This is a genomic window from Burkholderia sp. D-99 (assembly GCF_011605345.1).
In the GTDB taxonomy this organism is placed as follows: Bacteria; Pseudomonadota; Gammaproteobacteria; order Burkholderiales; family Burkholderiaceae; genus Burkholderia.
In genome coordinates this window covers 910115-924261 of the sequence record NZ_JAAOXM010000002.1, presented here as the reverse complement: position 1 = coordinate 924261, position 14147 = coordinate 910115, and the positions used below count along the sequence as shown (strand labels likewise).

Genomic DNA, 14147 nt, shown 5'->3' with positions numbered 1-14147 from the left:
GAAGGTCGAACCCCGCAGCGAATCATTCCCGATGACGGGAAGCCGGTCAAAGGGCACGGCGCCGAATCCGGCGCGCCTCCGTGGCCGATCATGCGGCGTGCCGGCCGGACGCCTTGTGCACATCGGCAAGATTGGCGATCAGCGTGTCGACCACGACGCGTTTCAGGCTCGCGAGCGCGGATGGCGCATCGCCTCCGCCCGCATGGAGGCACACGTCGACCGACGGCAGCGGCGGCAGGCCGTCGCGCTCGCCGAGCTGCCGCAGTGCCGGCGGCACACCGACCATCGTTCTCGCCGTGATGCCCAGTCCGCCCGCGACGCCGGCCCACAGGCTTTGCAGGCTGCCGGTTGTGTAAGCGAGCCGCCACGGGATGCCGGCCTTGTCGAGCGCATCGGTGCCGGCCTTGCGGAACAGGCACGGCGGCTTGTACAGCGCGAGATCCAGCGGCGCGCCGTCGCGCGGATGCACGTCGATGCCTTGCGGCCCGATCCACGCCATCGGCAGCGTGACCAGGTGTTCGGCGTCGGCGCGATGCCCGCGGCCCATCGCCAGCACGATGTCGAGTTCGCCGCCATCGAGCCGGTCGAGCAACGCGCCGTTGCCGTCGACGACGATGTCGACGCGCACGCCCGGGTGCGTGCGCTTGAACTGGCCGAGCGCGACAGGCAGCCACGATTCGGCGAAGTCGCCGGGCAGCCCGAATCGCACGGCGCCCTCGATCGCCGCGCCACGGATGGCGCCGACCGCCTCGTCGTTCAGGTCGAGAATGCGGCGCGCATAGGACAGCATCAGTTCGCCGGCTTCGGTCGGCACGAGGCCGCGCCCCTGGCGCCGAAACAGCGGCTGGCCGATCTGCGTTTCAAGCTTGCGCATCTGCTGGCTGACCGCCGATTGCGAGCGGCCGATCCGGTCGGCGGCGCGGTTGAGGCTGCCGAGCCGATCCGCGGCGATCAGCGTGCGCAGCGCATCCATGTCGAGATTCGGGAGTGTCATGATTCTGTTTTTCTTATAAGTCGATTTCGAATTATCGTATTTATTGCACATTCTCGTCGCTACCATCAAGTGAACCGGTCGTTCCGGTTCACGGGGACGCGCGCGATACGCGGCGGATATCCGTGAGGTTGCTTCCCTTCTTTCCGACGAGGACTGTGAATGAAAATGGGCTCGATATTCCGCCAAGGCTTTCCCGGCATGCTGCTGGCCGCATCGATGGTTCCCGGCGACGCGTCGGCCGCGCCGTCGCTCGCGGGGACGTGGACACTGGTTGCGGCGGACGTACAACATCCCGACGGCACGATCGGCCGCGACTATGGTGCCGATCCGAAGGGGCTGCTGCTGATCGACACGCACGGGAACTACTCGCTGCAGATCTTCAAGTCGGAGCGCCCGCGCTTCGCGTCGAACGACAAGGCGACCGGCACGCCGGATGAATTCCGTGAAGCCGTGCTCGGCTCGAGTACCCACTACGGCACGCTGACCGTCGATCCGGCGCGCCACAAGCTGGCGTTTCACATCAGCAATGCGTCGTATCCGAACTGGATCGGGCAAACGCAGACGCGAAGCTATCAATTGAAGGACGGCGAACTGAGCTACCGCGTGCCGCCGCGTGCCAACGGCGACATACCGATCTCGGTGTGGCGGCGAAAGGATTGAACTGGGAGGTCGTTCGATACGTGCCGCATGCGGCTGCGATCGCGGCCGTTCCGGGAGGTGCCGGGTATAGCCGGTGCGACACGCCATGTCCGGTGGCCCGCGCGGGCCGCCGCCGGCCTTGCGAGCCGGGCTGCAGGCCGCGGCCGCTCGTGCCGCCACCATCGGTATTCCCCCGCCTACCCCATCCGCATATCATTCGCACATCGCGCACCTGCCGGCCGCAGGCGCCGCCGCTTCCGACGCGGCGGTGCGTTTGCCTGCACGGCGCAGCACACAGGGATTCTCGATGGACACCAAACGATCGCGGCCAGGCCTCGTCGCCGCGCTGCTCTGGGCAGCGCTGTATCTCGCGACCGGCTACATCTCGCACCAGTTCAACGGCCCCGTCCGGCTGACCGGCTACATCTGGCTGCCGGCCGGCGTGACGGTCGGCGCGTTCATGCTGCGGCCGACGCGCGAATGGCTGACGCTGGCCGGCGCATTCCTGGTCGGGCAGCTCGCGCTGTCAGGCATCGAACACGGCAGCCTGGTCAACGCGGTGCTGTTCACGGTCGACGAGGTCGGCGCGGCCGCGCTCGCGGTGTGGCTCGTCCAGCGCGTGCGCTTCTCGCTCGAAGGGCTGTATTTCCTGCGCTCGGTGATTCTCGCCGGCCTGATCGCGGGCGTGGTCGGCGCGATCGGCGGCGCGGCGTGGTACACGGCGGTCAAGGGCGCGCCGTTCTTCGACGTGTGGTCGGTGTGGGCCGCGTCCGATTTCGTCGGCGTGCTGCTGGTCACGCCGGTGCTCGCGTCATGGTCGCGCTTTCGCGCGCATCGCTCGGGTGATCACGAGCGCTTCGACCTGGTGCTCGGCATGGTCTCGTTCGCGCTGGTCGTGGGCGTCGCGCTCGTGATCTTCGACGGCGACACGTCGCAGAAATTCGGCACCGGCGCCGGCTTCGCACTGACGTATATCCCGCTGTTCCTCACCGTCTCGGTGACGCTGCTGCTCGGCGGCCGCGCGGGTTCGTCGTCGGTGCTGGTGCTCGCGCTGATCGTGATCGAGCAGACCGCGCAAGGCGATGGCCCGTTCTCGTCGTTTCACGAGCACTACGGCAGCGCGCTGCTCGAGGCGCAGCTTTACCTGGCGGTCGCGTCGCTGCTGGTGCTGACGGTGAGCACGCTGAAGACGACGCGCGAACGCGTGCACGAGCATGCGGCGGTCCTGCAGAACAACATGGAGCTCGCGCTCGCGAGCGCCGGCCAGATCGCGTACGTGCTCGATCCGGAATCGGGGCGGATCGAGTGGAGCGGCGACGTCGAGCGCGTGTTCGGGGTCGGCGTCGATGCGGCACAGATCGCGAGCGTGCCGCTCGTGCTCGACCGTGTGCAGCCGGGCGACCGCGATGCGCTGCGCGACTACTGGAATGCGGAGATCGCGGGCGAGGATCGCGCATCGTTGTCGCTGCGTATCGTGCAGCGCGACGGCGGCACGCAGACGATCACCGATCACGGCGCGCCGCTGCTCGATTCGAATGTCGATGTGACGGTGGTGGCGGGCGTCTGGCAGCTCGAGCGCGTGTGGCCGGCGGAAGAATGAGCCGGGACGCGTCATGACGGGCCGCACGGGCGTCCTGCTGATCCACGGGCTCGGCGGCACGCAATACGATCTCGGGTCGCTGCACAAGGCGGTGCGGCGCGCGGGCGGCGATACGCACATGATCACGCTGCCGGGGCACGGCACGCGCCCCGAGGATCTGGTCGGTGTGCGCGCGGAGGCGTGGCTCGATGCGGTGACCGAGCAGTATCGCGCGCTGGAAAACGAGTACGACACGCTGCATGTCGCGGGCATGTGCATGGGCGCGCTGGTCGCGCTGCTGCTGTGCCATCGCGTGCAGCATGCGCGCGGCCGGCTGGCGTTGCTGGCCACGCCGGTGTTCATCGATGGCTGGTCGACGCCGTGGTACCGCGCGTTGCGGCATGTGCTGTACCGCGTGCCGGGTGTCGCGGAGCGGATGCGGGTCGAGGAAGGCGATCCGTTCGGCATCAAGAACGCGACGATCCGCGCGATCGTGAAGAAGAAGTTCGAGCGCGAGGACAGTTTCCACTATGCGTGGGTGCCGCTCGCGTGCGTGCGCCAGGTCGACCGGATGCGTGACTGGGCGCTCGAGGCCGCGGCCGGCACGCCGTCCCCGACGCTCGTGCTGCATGCGCGCGAGGACGAACTCACGAGCCTGCGCTCGGCCGATTTCCTGCTCGCGAAGATGCCCGATGCGCGCGGGATCGTGCTGGAGAACAGCTACCACATGATCTGCGCGGACAACGATCGCGACGACGTCGCACGCCACGTGCTCGAATTCTTCGGGTTCGATCCCGTGCATGCGGTCAGCCCGGCGATGGCGCGCAGGATGGGGCGGATGGAATCGTGACGTCGGGGCTGCTGTCACAGTGGCGTCAATCCGAGTGCGAATTCATGTCAGGTTGCTGCGGCCATGAATCAGTTTGAAGCGCTGTCTGTGCAGATCAAGGCAATGCAACGCCAATTGAACGGCGAGCGGTTTCTCGCGCTTCGCATCTACCGGCGGGATGCATACATCTATCAGTTATCGAGCACGGTGAATCATTCGATCGCTTGCTGGCTGAGCGAAAACCATGCGCCGTTACGCACATTCATTGATAGAGGCCGGCGCTTCATGCAGGAGGCTCCCCTTGGCCCGGGCAGATCCGACTGGGAGCCTTACTATGAGTTGGTGAACGCCTATTTCGATACGATGGAAATGGCGCTGAACGTGCGGGAAAAAGACTAGTGCGGAAGGAAGGGACGCGCGATCTTTCGGTTCGCGGTGGCGTTCGATCAGTCGTACTCGATACGGGATGCGAAGGCCGGGTACTGCCGGGCCATGTCCCGCAGGCAGTCGCTCATCAGCTTTGCGTCGCGGGGAAAACGGCGTTCAAATTCCGACCAACCTTTCAGCCGGAGAATGAGCGGCATATCCACCAGCGCGGTGATGGCGTCCCAGAACGCATTCCAGTTTCTTCCATACCAGTCCGGGAAACCCAACTTCTTCATCAGCCGCACATGCAACTGTTCGGTTGATTCAATGTCGTCCAGTTCGATTTCTACCCGCTTGTCGCGTGCCATCATGTTCTCCGACGGACAGGTCGCGAAATATTCATTTCCCGCTCCGTACAAGGCATGATAGCGCGCGCATCCGGCCGCCGCGCAATCCGCTCGCGGATCTCCGGCGACGCCAGGCAGGTCGCTACGGCTTCGTAGCCGGGCGCACCGGGGTAAGGCGCCACGCGCGAAGGCGGGCTGTGATTGGCCGGGCACAACAGGATGGTTTCGTCGGGGCCGACTGCGGACAGATCGAGGATCGCCGACGAGCGCGTGAGCAGGAACAGCGGTCGCATGCCGGCGGCCGCGCATTCACGCAGATGCGCGATCAACGCCAGTTGCGTGGGCCGGTCGAGATCCTGTTCGATCATGTCGACGACCCGCGCGCGTGGGCCGTCCGCTTCGAGACTGGCGAGCAGCGCGGTCAGCGCTGTCGACGGCGTTGCGCCTCTGTCGGTGAGCGAGGTCAATGTGCGGTCGACGCGCGACTTCAGCGCAGGATCGGCGCGCAATACCGCGTGTGCCGCCGCGCAATCGCTTTCCAGCCGATCGAGCCCCACGAACACGGCGCCGGGCAGCGCGTCGGCCAGCCGAAGCGCGAGCCGCGTCTTGCCGCTTCCCAGCGAGCCGATGATGTAGTTCAGCGGCCGGATATCACGACACTCGAACCACTCGCCGCCCCATGGCCACGGCAGGTTGAACGCGACACCCGCACCGGTATCGTCGACGAGCCGCGTCAGCTCACCCTCGGCCGGCATCCGGCCGCGCGCGAGGCCGGCGCGGATCGCGCGCACCCGGTCGATCTTGCGCACGAGATCCTGAATGCCGTGGTCCAGCGCGGCTTCGTGAGCGGCCAGCGCGTCGTCCAGGCTGCGCGCGTCGCCGTCGAGCACGCTCGCCACCTGCGCGAGACTGAGGCCGAGTGCGCGCAGCGCGGCGATGTCGGCCGCGCGGGCGAGATCGTCCGGGCCGTACGCACGGTATCCGGCCGGCGTGCGTTCCGGCGTGACGAGGCCGTGCCGCTCGTACAGCCGCAGCGCCTTGATCGAGACGCCGAGCCGCGCGGCGGCGGCCGACGCGTTCAAACGGGGCGTGGACGTGCCCATCCGTCACCTCTCTTTGCTGTCGATTCGTTGCGCTCAGCATAAAGGCGATCCCAAGGGCCGGGTCAAGCGCGATCGAGCGCGAATCGACGACGACGCGGCTGTTACGCCCGGCAGACACGCGCCGAGCAGCTCGCCCGCTGCGACGATTCGCATCTTGTTGACCCGTGTCTTCTTGATTCCGCTTGTTCGAGTGCCGTCGTTGATGGCAGAACCCGTGGTGTGACGGCGGCGATGCGTGCACCGCATCAAAAGAAAATGCCAACCGATACTTTTTGCCTGGATCGGGTCGTGCGATGCCCGAAAAGGGGGGGGGCTGCGGCGCGCCGCCCGATCGACACGAGGGGGAATGGAAGGGAAGGCGGCGCTATCCGCGAACCGGCCGCGGCAGCGCGTCGAGCGCGATCCGGTAGACGCGCAGCGCGTTGTCATGCCAGATCGCACGGCGTGCGGTGTCGTCGAGATGCGTCATCGCGCGCGCGAACGTGCGCAGCAGCGCCGGATAGGTCACGCGCAGGCCGGCCACCGGGAAATTGCTGGCGAACAGGCAGCGCTCCCAGCCGAAGATCGCGATCGTGTCGCGGATGATCCGCGCGTTGTCCGCGTCGTTCCACGCCGCGTCGCGCAAGCCGAGTTCGGAGATCTTCACGGCGACGCGCGGCAACGCGGCGAGCGCTTCCATGCCGCTGCGCCAGCGCGCGAGCCCGGCTGCCGAGCGGTCCCACGGCAGGCCCGCGTGTTCGAGCACGACGTCGACGCCGGGTGCATCGGCGAGCAGCGCGGCCGCTTCGCCGAGATGCCAGAACGGCACGCGCAGATCCCAGCTCAGGCCGTGCGCGGCGAGGCGTGCGAGCGCGGCCGGCCAGCGCGGATCGTGCAACGTGCCGGGCCCGTCGACGGCGGCATCCGGCGCGGCCGCGGTGCGCGGCTTGAAGCGCACGCCGCGCACGAGCGGACACGCGGCCTGCTCGGCAAGCCGTTCGTCCGCGTCGCCGGCGAGCAGGTCGACCCACGCGACGACGGCCGACGGCAGCCCGTGCGTTTCAGCGACCTCGTGCAGCCAGCGCGTTTCCGCCAGCGCTTCGTCGTGCGCGCGTTCGGCTTCGACGTGCACGCTGGCGACGATCGGCGCACCTTGCGCCGCGTGCCGGAGATCGTCCACCCCGAAATCGCGGCACAGTGCCGCGTAGTCGCCGAACATGAAGCGCGCCGGATCGTAGTGCGCCTGCAGCCACGGGTAGTGAGCACCCGCATCGAGCCGCCACAGGTGGTGATGCGCATCGACGAGCGCATCCGGCATGCCGTCCGGCGGCGTCCCTACGCGCATGTCAGCGTGCTCCGGCGAGCACGTACGACGCATCGGGCTCGCGCAGCGTCGCCAATGCGCCGACGAACCGCCAGCTATCGAGATCGAGCTCGCGCACGTAGTCGTCCTGGAACGACACGTACGCGACGCGCCGCGACGGATGGAACGATAGCGCGGTCGGGTTCGCGGGCAGCGCGATGCGTTCGATCTCCTCGAGCTGCCGTGCATCGAACACCGAGATCGACCGCTCGCCCGAATTAGTCAACAGCAGCAGGTCGCGGCCGTCCGGCGTGCTCGTCCGGTAGATGCGGTTCGGATCGCTGCGCGTCTTCACGCGGCGGCCGCAGGTCATCGTTTCGGTATCGATCTCGACCAGCGTGTCGTCGCCGCGATTCGCGACGAACAGCGTGCGCTCGTCGCTCGACAGCGCATTGCCTTCGGGGCGCGGGCCGGGCATCACCGCGCGCGGCGCGACCGTTGCGTCGCGCGGATGGAACTGCGTGACCGTGTTCGACAGCAGGTGCACGCCGTAGGCGCGGCTCGCGTCGCGCGTGAGCGTCACGAGGTGCGTCTTCACGCCGCCGGACGGCACGGCCATGTTCGGCACGGGCTGCCGGGTCGGCTCGTCGAACACGAGCAGCATGTCGTGCGCCTCGCTCATCGCGTACAGCCGGCCGTCGCGGTCGCTCGCCATCCCGTGCGGCCGGTAGTAAGGCCACAGGTCGAGCATGCGCGTATGCGTGCGTGCGACGAGATCGATCTCGGCGATCCGGTGATCGCCTTCATGGCCGCGCGACCACGCGGTCTCGATCCCGAAGATGCCGACGTAGGCGTAGCGCTCGTTCACGTCGACGGTGAACTCGTGCGGGAAGTTCGGCAGCACGACGTGCTTGAGCGCGGTTTTCGTGTCGAGGTCGTAGAAGCTGAAGGTATGGGCGCATTTCTGCACCAGCAACAGGATGTCGTTCATGGTGAGTCTCCGTTAGATCGTTCGCTGTCCCGCGTATCCGGTATCAGTCCTCGCAGCGTTTCGGCAGCGTCATCGCGAGCACGCCGGCCACCGCGAGCGTGACCGCGAGGCTGTACACGCCGGCCGCCGCGCTCACGTGCTGGGTCAGCACGCCGACTGCATACGGGCCGCAGAAGCCGCCGAGATTGCCGAGCGCGTTGATCAGGCCGCGCGCGCTGCCGGCCGTCTCGACGCTGCAGAGCTTCGGCGGAATCGCCCAGAACACGCCGGCGGCCGCCTGCAGGAAGAAGCCGCAGCCGATCAGGAACGCGAACGACACGGCCATCGACGCATGCGTGAGCACCGACAGCGCGAGGCACGCGGCGAAGCCGGCGAGCGGCAGCAGCACGAACAGGCGGCGCTTGCCGGTTCGGTCAGACCAATACGACGTGACGAACATCCCGATCACCATCGCGACATAGGGCAGCATCGCGAGCAGGCCGATCTTGCCCATCCCGCTGTGCGTGAGGTTTTTCAGCAGGGTCGGCAACCACATCGTATAGCCGTAGATGCCGACCTGATAGCAGAAGTTGATCGCGATGAGCAGCCAGATCGTCGGGTTGCGCAGCAGCTCGCGGAAAGAGGTGGCCGCCGTCGTACCGGCCGCGCGCTTGCGCTCCTGCTCGTCGCGCAGCGCGTCGAGGATGTACGCCTTCTCGCGCGGCGACACCCAGCGCGCGGTTTCCGGGCCGTCGTCGGCGAACAGCAGCCACACGACCAGGCACAGCAGCGACAGCGCGCCCGCGCTGAAGAACAGGTGATGCCAGTCGTACGCGGCGAGGATGAAGCCGGACAGCGGTGCGGTGATCATCCCGGCGAGCGGCACGAACATGATGACCATCGCATTCGCGCGGCCGCGTTCGCGGTCGGGAAACCAGTGGCTGACCATCGTCAGCACGACGGGCAGCATCCCGCCTTCCGCCACGCCGAGCAGGAAGCGCAGTGTCAAAAGTTGCCATGTATGGGTGACGAGCCCGGTCAGCATCGACAGCACGGCCCAGCTCACGAGGGACCACGCGATGAACGTCTTGCCGCTGCCGAGCGCCGCGCGCCGGCCGCCGGGAATCTGCAGGAACAGGTAGCCGAAGAAGAAGATGCCGCCGGCGAGGCCGGCCATCGTCGCGTCCATGCCGAGATCGGCGTTCATCCCGCCGGGCATCGCGAACGCGATGTTCACGCGGTCCATGTAGGAAATGATGCAGGCGAGCAGCAGCGGCGGAATCACGCGCAGCCAGCGGCGGCGCGGAATGGCTTCGCCGGCTTCGTAGGCCGGGGTGGCCGGGGTCAACAGGGTCATGGTGTCTCCAATCTTGGTGGTGGGCGGCGGCGGTCTTCTGATGGACCGCTGTCACGCCGTGACGCGCCGGTGTCGCACCGGCCGCCGATGCGCAACGCCCTGCGGCGTTGCACGTGTGTACCGATGTGAACCGTTGTCTAGCGTCCCCAGCGCAGCACGAGCGGGTCGAGCCGCCGCGCGACGTCGAGCAGGCCCGCGCGCACCTGCGGATGCAGCTCGGGCCACGGCGCGCGCGGGTTATCGCACGCGATCACGCCGCCTTCGCGCATCAGCGCCTTCGCGGTCAGGAAGCCCGACTGGCGGTTCTCGTAGTTGATGAGCGGCAGCCAGCGCGCGTACTGCTCGACCGCTTCGTCGCGGCGTCCGGCGAAATACGCGTCGGTGATCCGGCGAATCCCGTCGGGATAGCCGCCGCCCGTCATCGCGCCGGTCGCGCCGGCATCGAGATCGGCGAGCAGCGTGATGCCTTCCTCGCCGTCCCACGGCCCTTCGATCGCGTCGCCTCCGAGCGCGATCAGCTCGCGCAGCTTCGACGCGGCGCCGGCCGTCTCGATCTTGAAGTACGACACGGCGCCGATCTCGCGGGCGAGCGACGCGAGGAACGGCGCCGGCAGCGCGACGCCGCTCGCGGGCGCGTCCTGGATCATCAGCGGAATGTCGAGGCCGTCGGCGGCCTCGCGGAAGAACGCGCGCACCTGCGCTTCAGGCACGCGGAACGTCGCGCCGTGATACGGCGGCATCACCATCACCATCGCCGCGCCCATCGCCTGAGCGCGCCGGTTGCGTTCCGCGCAGATCCGCGCGCTGAAGTGCGACGTCGTGACGATCACCGGCACGCGGCCCGCGACGTGTTCGAGCGTGGTGCGCGTGATCAGGTCGCGTTCGTCGTCGCCGAGCGCGAATTGCTCCGAATAATTCGCATGGATGCAGATGCCGTGCGAACCGGCATCGATCATGAAGTCGAGGCAGCGGCGCTGGCCGTCGAGATCGAGCGCGCCGTGCGCATCGAAGATCGTCGGCGCGACCGGAAAGACGCCCTGGTAGCGTGCGTTCATGGCGGGCCTCACTCGACGATGTCGAACTGGTCGAGGAACTCGGTCTTCAGCGTGAGGCCGAGGCCCGGCACGTCGTCGCGCAATTGCACGAAGCCGTTCTCGGCCACCGGCTCGCCGTCGAAGATGTAATAGAACAGCTCGTTGCCGACCTCGACGTCGAACATCGGGAAGTATTCGCTCATCGGGGACGCGAGCGTGCTCATCGTCAGGTGGTAGTTGTGCATCTGGCCCGCATGCGGGATCACCGGCACGCTGTACGCCTCGCACAGCGCGTTGATCTTGTGCGCCATCGTGATCCCGCCGACGCGGTTCGTGTCGTACTGGACGACCGACACGGCCTTGCGGTCGAGCAGCTGCTTGAAGCCGTACAGCGAGAACTCGTGTTCGCCGCCGGAGATCGGAATGCGTGTCAGCTGGTTCAGCTCCGCGTAGCCGTCGATATCGTCGGCGATCACCGGCTCCTCGAGCCAGCGCGGCTGGTATTTCTCGAGCTTCGGCAGGATGCGCTTCGCGTACTCGAGGTTCCAGCCCATGTAGCACTCGAGCATCAGGTCGTTGTCGTAGCCGATCACCTCGCGGATCGCCGCGACCGACTTCAGGTTCTCGGTCACGCCTTGCTGCCCGTGCGCGGGCCCGTAGCCGAAGCGCATCTTGAATGCACGAAAGCCTTCCTTCATGTAGCGCTGCGCCTCGTCCTGCATCTCTCTCAGGTCGGTGCGGTAGAGCTTCGAGTAATAGCAGGGGATCTTTTCCTTGGTGCGGCCGCCGAGCAGCTTGAACACGGGCTTGCCGACGCTCTTGCCGAGGATGTCCCAGATCGCGATGTCGACCGCCGAGATCGCCGCCATGCCGATGCCCTTGCGGCCCCACGCATGGGTCGCGCGATACATCCGCTGGTTCAGGTATTCGTAGTCCCACGGGTCCTGGCCGATCACGAGCGGCGCGAGGTACTGGTCGATGATCACCTTCGCGACGTGCGGCGCGAGCGCGACGTTGCCGAGGCCGACGATGCCGTCGTCGGTCTCGACCTCGACGACCGTCCACGAATGGAAGCGGAACGTGCTCATCGTTTCCTGCGGCGCGTACAGCAGGTCCATCGCGTTCGAGCAGAAGTTGCCTTGCGGCGGAACGGTCTTGCCTTTCCACTGGAATACGCGTGCGCGTACGGAACGGATCTTCATGATGGTGTCTCCGGGATTCGGTGTTGTCGTGTGTAAAGGGTGTGCAAGCGGGGTGTGCGAGCGGGGCGTGCGGGCGTCACGCCGAAACGGTGGGGGTGCGGCGCGCGGCGCCCATCCGGCAAGCGATCTGCAGTGCCTGCCAGGTCGCGCCGACGTCGGCGGTGCCGCGGCCCGCGATGTCGTACGCGGTGCCGTGCGCGGGCGTCGTGATCGGCACGGGCAGCCCGCCCTGCACGGTCACGCCGCGCGAGAAGCCGAGCAGCTTGATCGCGATCTGCCCCTGGTCGTGGTACATCGTGACGATCGCCTGGTAGTCGCCGGCCTGCGCCTTCAGGAAGATCGTGTCGGCCGGGAACGGGCCGTGGAACGGCGCGTCGGTCGGCCAGTCGCGCGACTGCAGCTTGCGCACCGCCGGCTCGATGATGTCGACTTCCTCGCGGCCGCAGCTTCCGCCGTCGCCGCCGTGCGGGTTGAACGCTGCGATCGCGACCTTCGGCGTCACGACACCGTTCGCGAGCAGCGATCGGTAGATCAGTTCGGATGCCTGTTCGATCCGCTCGATGCTCAGGTAGCCCGGCGCATCCTTCAGCGGAATGTGCGACGAGATGCGCGCGGTCCACAGCTCGCCGAGCGTGTTGAATTCGCAGAAGTAGCCGGTCACGCCGAGCGCCTCGGCGAAGTGGTGCAGCTCGTCCTCGTGCTTCAGCCCGCCGAGCTTCATCGCGTACTTGTTCAGCGGCGCGAAGCAGATCGCGTCGATGTCGCCGGCGAGCGCGGCGTCGAGGCACAGGTCGAGTACGGTCAGCGTCGAGCGGCCGCCGGCCGCGCCGGGCTGGCCGACCGTGACGTCGGCCGGATCGATCGTGTCGATGGCGACGAACGCGGCACGTGCGGTCGACGGCCGGCTGCGCACGGCGGCGAGCGACGCGACGGGCTCGACGTCGACGGTCACGCCCGCGACGCGCTGGCCGGCTTCCCACAGCCAGCGATCGCCGATCAGCACGAGATTCGCGCGGGCGGTCGCGTCGGGGCGGGCGAGCAGTTTCGCGATCAGTTCGGCGCCGATGCCGGCGGGGTCGCCGAGCGTCAGCGCGACGACGGGAAGGGGGGCGGCGGTCGATGGGGTGTGCATGCTGTGTCTCCGGTGGCGGCGCGTGGCCGTTCGTGTATGGGGTTGATGCTAGGTAGACGGAATGAGTCGGTAAATTGAAAACTCTTGATGAATCGATAACCTGGAGTAATCAAAGATGGGCTCGATCGACCGACGAGACTCGACCCCGCAGCTGCTGAACCGGCTGCGCATGCGGCAGATCGCGCTGCTGCTGGCCGTGGACGAATGCTCGACGCTGCGCGCGGCGGCCGAGCAGATGGGCCTCACGCAGCCGGCCGCGACGAAGATGCTGGCCGAACTGGAGAGCGCGCTCGGCCAGCGGCTGTTCGATCGGGTCGGGCGCGGGCTCGTGCTGAACCCGGCCGGCGAGCGCGTGCTCGGCTATTTCCGCGGGATCCGCGGCAGCATGGAGGCGCTGAACCGCGAGCTCGGCGAGCTGCAGCTCGGCAGCGCGGGGCGGCTCGCGATCGGCAGCATCATGGCGGCGTCACCGGGGCGGCTCACCGAGGCGCTGGTGCAGCTGAAGGCGCGTTACCCGCTGCTGGCGATCGACATCGCGGTGGATACGAGCGACCGGCTGATGCCGCAGCTGCGCGAAGGTGTGCTCGAAGTGGTGATCGGGCGCCACGTCGGGACCGATTGCGACTTCCGCGTGGTCGACGACGAGGCGCTCGCGATCATCGCGGGCCGCGACCATCCGCTCGCGGGCGCGGGGCCGGTGGCATTCGACGCGCTGCTCGATTACGCGTGGATCCTGCAGCCGGCCGGCAGCCCGGCGCGCGAGGTGGTCGAGCGCGAGTTCAGCGCGCGGCACCAGCCGATGCCGCGCGGGCTGGTCGAAACGGGCTCGATCCTGACCACGATGAACCTCGTCGATCGTTCGCCGATGCTCGGCGTGATTCCGCTGACGGTGGCGCAGCGCAATGCGGAGCACGGGCTCGTCGCGATCATCGATTACACGCTCGAACAGAAGCTGCCGTCGTACGGCAGCCTCGTGCGGCGCGACCGGCCGCTGAGCATCCCTGCGCAGCAATTTCTCGCGCTGTTTCATCGGGACGGGGCGGGGGATGACGGCGATGCGTAATGGCGCGGTTTGCCAGCCGAGGCGGCCGAGCCAGCCGCGCCAACCGCGCTGGCCGAGCAGGCCCACCAAGCCCATTAATCCGATCAAGCCGATCAAGCCGATCAAGCCGATCAAGCCGAACCAGCCGAACCAGCCGAACCAGCCGAACCAGCCGAACCAGCCGAACCAGCCGATCAAGCCGATCAAGCCGATCAAGCCGAACCAACCGAACTAGCCAAGCAAGCCAAGCCAAGCCACCACCATCGCGGAA

General features: G+C 67.6%; 15 protein-coding genes. 6 read left to right on the top strand and 9 right to left on the bottom strand.

Features of this window, described 5'->3' with window-relative positions; all coding sequences use genetic code 11:
* Nucleotides 1–88: 88 nt before the first annotated feature.
* Entirely contained in the window at nucleotides 89–994 is a 906-nt protein-coding gene (locus tag HAV18_RS11290) for a LysR substrate-binding domain-containing protein (RefSeq protein ID WP_166955577.1), read from the bottom strand.
* A 159-nt stretch (nucleotides 995–1153) separates the two neighbouring features.
* On the opposite strand from HAV18_RS11290, the gene HAV18_RS11285 reads away from it, so the two are divergent.
* The 4 genes from HAV18_RS11285 to HAV18_RS11270 all read left to right on the top strand — a co-directional run bounded on the left by HAV18_RS11285 (nucleotide 1154) and on the right by HAV18_RS11270 (nucleotide 4440).
* A complete protein-coding gene (locus HAV18_RS11285; RefSeq protein ID WP_166955576.1) occupies nucleotides 1154–1654 on the top strand; it encodes a lipocalin-like domain-containing protein in 501 nt (166 codons plus the stop codon).
* A 286-nt stretch (nucleotides 1655–1940) separates the two neighbouring features.
* Nucleotides 1941–3233 carry an MASE1 domain-containing protein gene (locus tag HAV18_RS11280; RefSeq protein ID WP_166955575.1) on the top strand — a complete coding sequence of 431 codons (1293 nt, stop codon included), beginning with the start codon at nucleotides 1941–1943 and terminating at the stop codon, nucleotides 3231–3233.
* A 13-nt stretch (nucleotides 3234–3246) separates the two neighbouring features.
* Nucleotides 3247–4062 carry a carboxylesterase gene (locus HAV18_RS11275; protein ID WP_166955573.1) on the top strand — a complete coding sequence of 272 codons (816 nt, stop codon included), beginning with the start codon at nucleotides 3247–3249 and terminating at the stop codon, nucleotides 4060–4062.
* Between the two features lie 63 nt (nucleotides 4063–4125).
* Entirely contained in the window at nucleotides 4126–4440 is a 315-nt protein-coding gene (locus HAV18_RS11270; RefSeq protein WP_166955572.1) for a hypothetical protein, read from the top strand.
* Between the two features lie 47 nt (nucleotides 4441–4487).
* On the opposite strand, the gene HAV18_RS11265 is transcribed toward HAV18_RS11270, so the two are convergent.
* The 8 genes from HAV18_RS11265 to HAV18_RS11230 form a co-directional block, all read right to left on the bottom strand.
* Nucleotides 4488–4775, bottom strand: coding sequence for a barstar family protein (locus tag HAV18_RS11265; RefSeq protein ID WP_166955571.1), 288 nt, complete (start codon nucleotides 4773–4775; stop codon nucleotides 4488–4490).
* Nucleotides 4775–5857, bottom strand: coding sequence for a MerR family transcriptional regulator (locus tag HAV18_RS11260; protein ID WP_166955569.1), 1083 nt, complete (start codon nucleotides 5855–5857; stop codon nucleotides 4775–4777). The genes HAV18_RS11265 and HAV18_RS11260 overlap by 1 nt, the downstream gene beginning before the upstream one ends.
* Before the next feature lie 364 nt (nucleotides 5858–6221).
* Nucleotides 6222–7181 carry an amidohydrolase gene (locus HAV18_RS11255; RefSeq protein WP_166955555.1) on the bottom strand — a complete coding sequence of 320 codons (960 nt, stop codon included), beginning with the start codon at nucleotides 7179–7181 and terminating at the stop codon, nucleotides 6222–6224.
* A gap of 1 nt (nucleotide 7182) precedes the next feature.
* Nucleotides 7183–8130, bottom strand: a complete 948-nt coding sequence (locus HAV18_RS11250; protein WP_166955554.1) for a YncE family protein — start codon at nucleotides 8128–8130, stop codon at nucleotides 7183–7185.
* 43 nt (nucleotides 8131–8173) lie between these two features.
* Nucleotides 8174–9466: an MFS transporter gene (locus HAV18_RS11245; RefSeq protein ID WP_166955552.1), complete on the bottom strand. Its 1293-nt coding sequence runs from the start codon at nucleotides 9464–9466 to the stop codon at nucleotides 8174–8176.
* A 137-nt stretch (nucleotides 9467–9603) separates the two neighbouring features.
* Entirely contained in the window at nucleotides 9604–10521 is a 918-nt protein-coding gene (locus HAV18_RS11240; protein WP_166955550.1) for a dihydrodipicolinate synthase family protein, read from the bottom strand.
* Nucleotides 10522–10529: 8 nt separating this feature from the next.
* A complete protein-coding gene (locus HAV18_RS11235; protein ID WP_166955548.1) occupies nucleotides 10530–11702 on the bottom strand; it encodes an L-rhamnonate dehydratase in 1173 nt (390 codons plus the stop codon).
* 76 nt (nucleotides 11703–11778) lie between these two features.
* Entirely contained in the window at nucleotides 11779–12834 is a 1056-nt protein-coding gene (locus tag HAV18_RS11230; RefSeq protein ID WP_166955546.1) for a 4-hydroxythreonine-4-phosphate dehydrogenase PdxA, read from the bottom strand.
* Nucleotides 12835–12949: 115 nt separating this feature from the next.
* Here HAV18_RS11230 and HAV18_RS11225 point away from each other — a divergent pair, with 115 nt between their 5' ends.
* The gene (locus HAV18_RS11225) at nucleotides 12950–13897 is read left to right on the top strand and encodes a LysR family transcriptional regulator (protein ID WP_166955544.1); all 948 of its coding nucleotides are present in this window, start codon (nucleotides 12950–12952) and stop codon (nucleotides 13895–13897) included.
* Nucleotides 13881–14111: a hypothetical protein gene (locus tag HAV18_RS11220; RefSeq protein ID WP_166955542.1), complete on the top strand. Its 231-nt coding sequence runs from the start codon at nucleotides 13881–13883 to the stop codon at nucleotides 14109–14111. Before HAV18_RS11225 ends, HAV18_RS11220 begins: the two co-directional genes overlap by 17 nt.
* Nucleotides 14112–14147: the final 36 nt, after the last annotated feature.

What these genes read in the sequence shown, in the direction of transcription:
- HAV18_RS11280 (WP_166955575.1), top strand. Translation starts at nt 1,941, where the DNA reads ATGGACACCAAACGATCGCGGCCAGGCCTCGTCGCCGCGCTGCTCTGG.
- HAV18_RS11225 (WP_166955544.1), top strand. Translation starts at nt 12,950, where the DNA reads ATGGGCTCGATCGACCGACGAGACTCGACCCCGCAGCTGCTGAACCGG.
- HAV18_RS11260 (WP_166955569.1), bottom strand. Translation starts at nt 5,857, where the DNA reads ATGGGCACGTCCACGCCCCGTTTGAACGCGTCGGCCGCCGCCGCGCGG.
- HAV18_RS11220 (WP_166955542.1), top strand. Translation starts at nt 13,881, where the DNA reads ATGACGGCGATGCGTAATGGCGCGGTTTGCCAGCCGAGGCGGCCGAGC.
- HAV18_RS11265 (WP_166955571.1), bottom strand. Translation starts at nt 4,775, where the DNA reads ATGGCACGCGACAAGCGGGTAGAAATCGAACTGGACGACATTGAATCA.
- HAV18_RS11250 (WP_166955554.1), bottom strand. Translation starts at nt 8,130, where the DNA reads ATGAACGACATCCTGTTGCTGGTGCAGAAATGCGCCCATACCTTCAGC.
- HAV18_RS11270 (WP_166955572.1), top strand. Translation starts at nt 4,126, where the DNA reads ATGAATCAGTTTGAAGCGCTGTCTGTGCAGATCAAGGCAATGCAACGC.
- HAV18_RS11240 (WP_166955550.1), bottom strand. Translation starts at nt 10,521, where the DNA reads ATGAACGCACGCTACCAGGGCGTCTTTCCGGTCGCGCCGACGATCTTC.
- HAV18_RS11245 (WP_166955552.1), bottom strand. Translation starts at nt 9,466, where the DNA reads ATGACCCTGTTGACCCCGGCCACCCCGGCCTACGAAGCCGGCGAAGCC.
- HAV18_RS11255 (WP_166955555.1), bottom strand. Translation starts at nt 7,181, where the DNA reads ATGCGCGTAGGGACGCCGCCGGACGGCATGCCGGATGCGCTCGTCGAT.
- HAV18_RS11275 (WP_166955573.1), top strand. Translation starts at nt 3,247, where the DNA reads ATGACGGGCCGCACGGGCGTCCTGCTGATCCACGGGCTCGGCGGCACG.
- HAV18_RS11290 (WP_166955577.1), bottom strand. Translation starts at nt 994, where the DNA reads ATGACACTCCCGAATCTCGACATGGATGCGCTGCGCACGCTGATCGCC.
- HAV18_RS11285 (WP_166955576.1), top strand. Translation starts at nt 1,154, where the DNA reads ATGAAAATGGGCTCGATATTCCGCCAAGGCTTTCCCGGCATGCTGCTG.
- HAV18_RS11230 (WP_166955546.1), bottom strand. Translation starts at nt 12,834, where the DNA reads ATGCACACCCCATCGACCGCCGCCCCCCTTCCCGTCGTCGCGCTGACG.
- HAV18_RS11235 (WP_166955548.1), bottom strand. Translation starts at nt 11,702, where the DNA reads ATGAAGATCCGTTCCGTACGCGCACGCGTATTCCAGTGGAAAGGCAAG.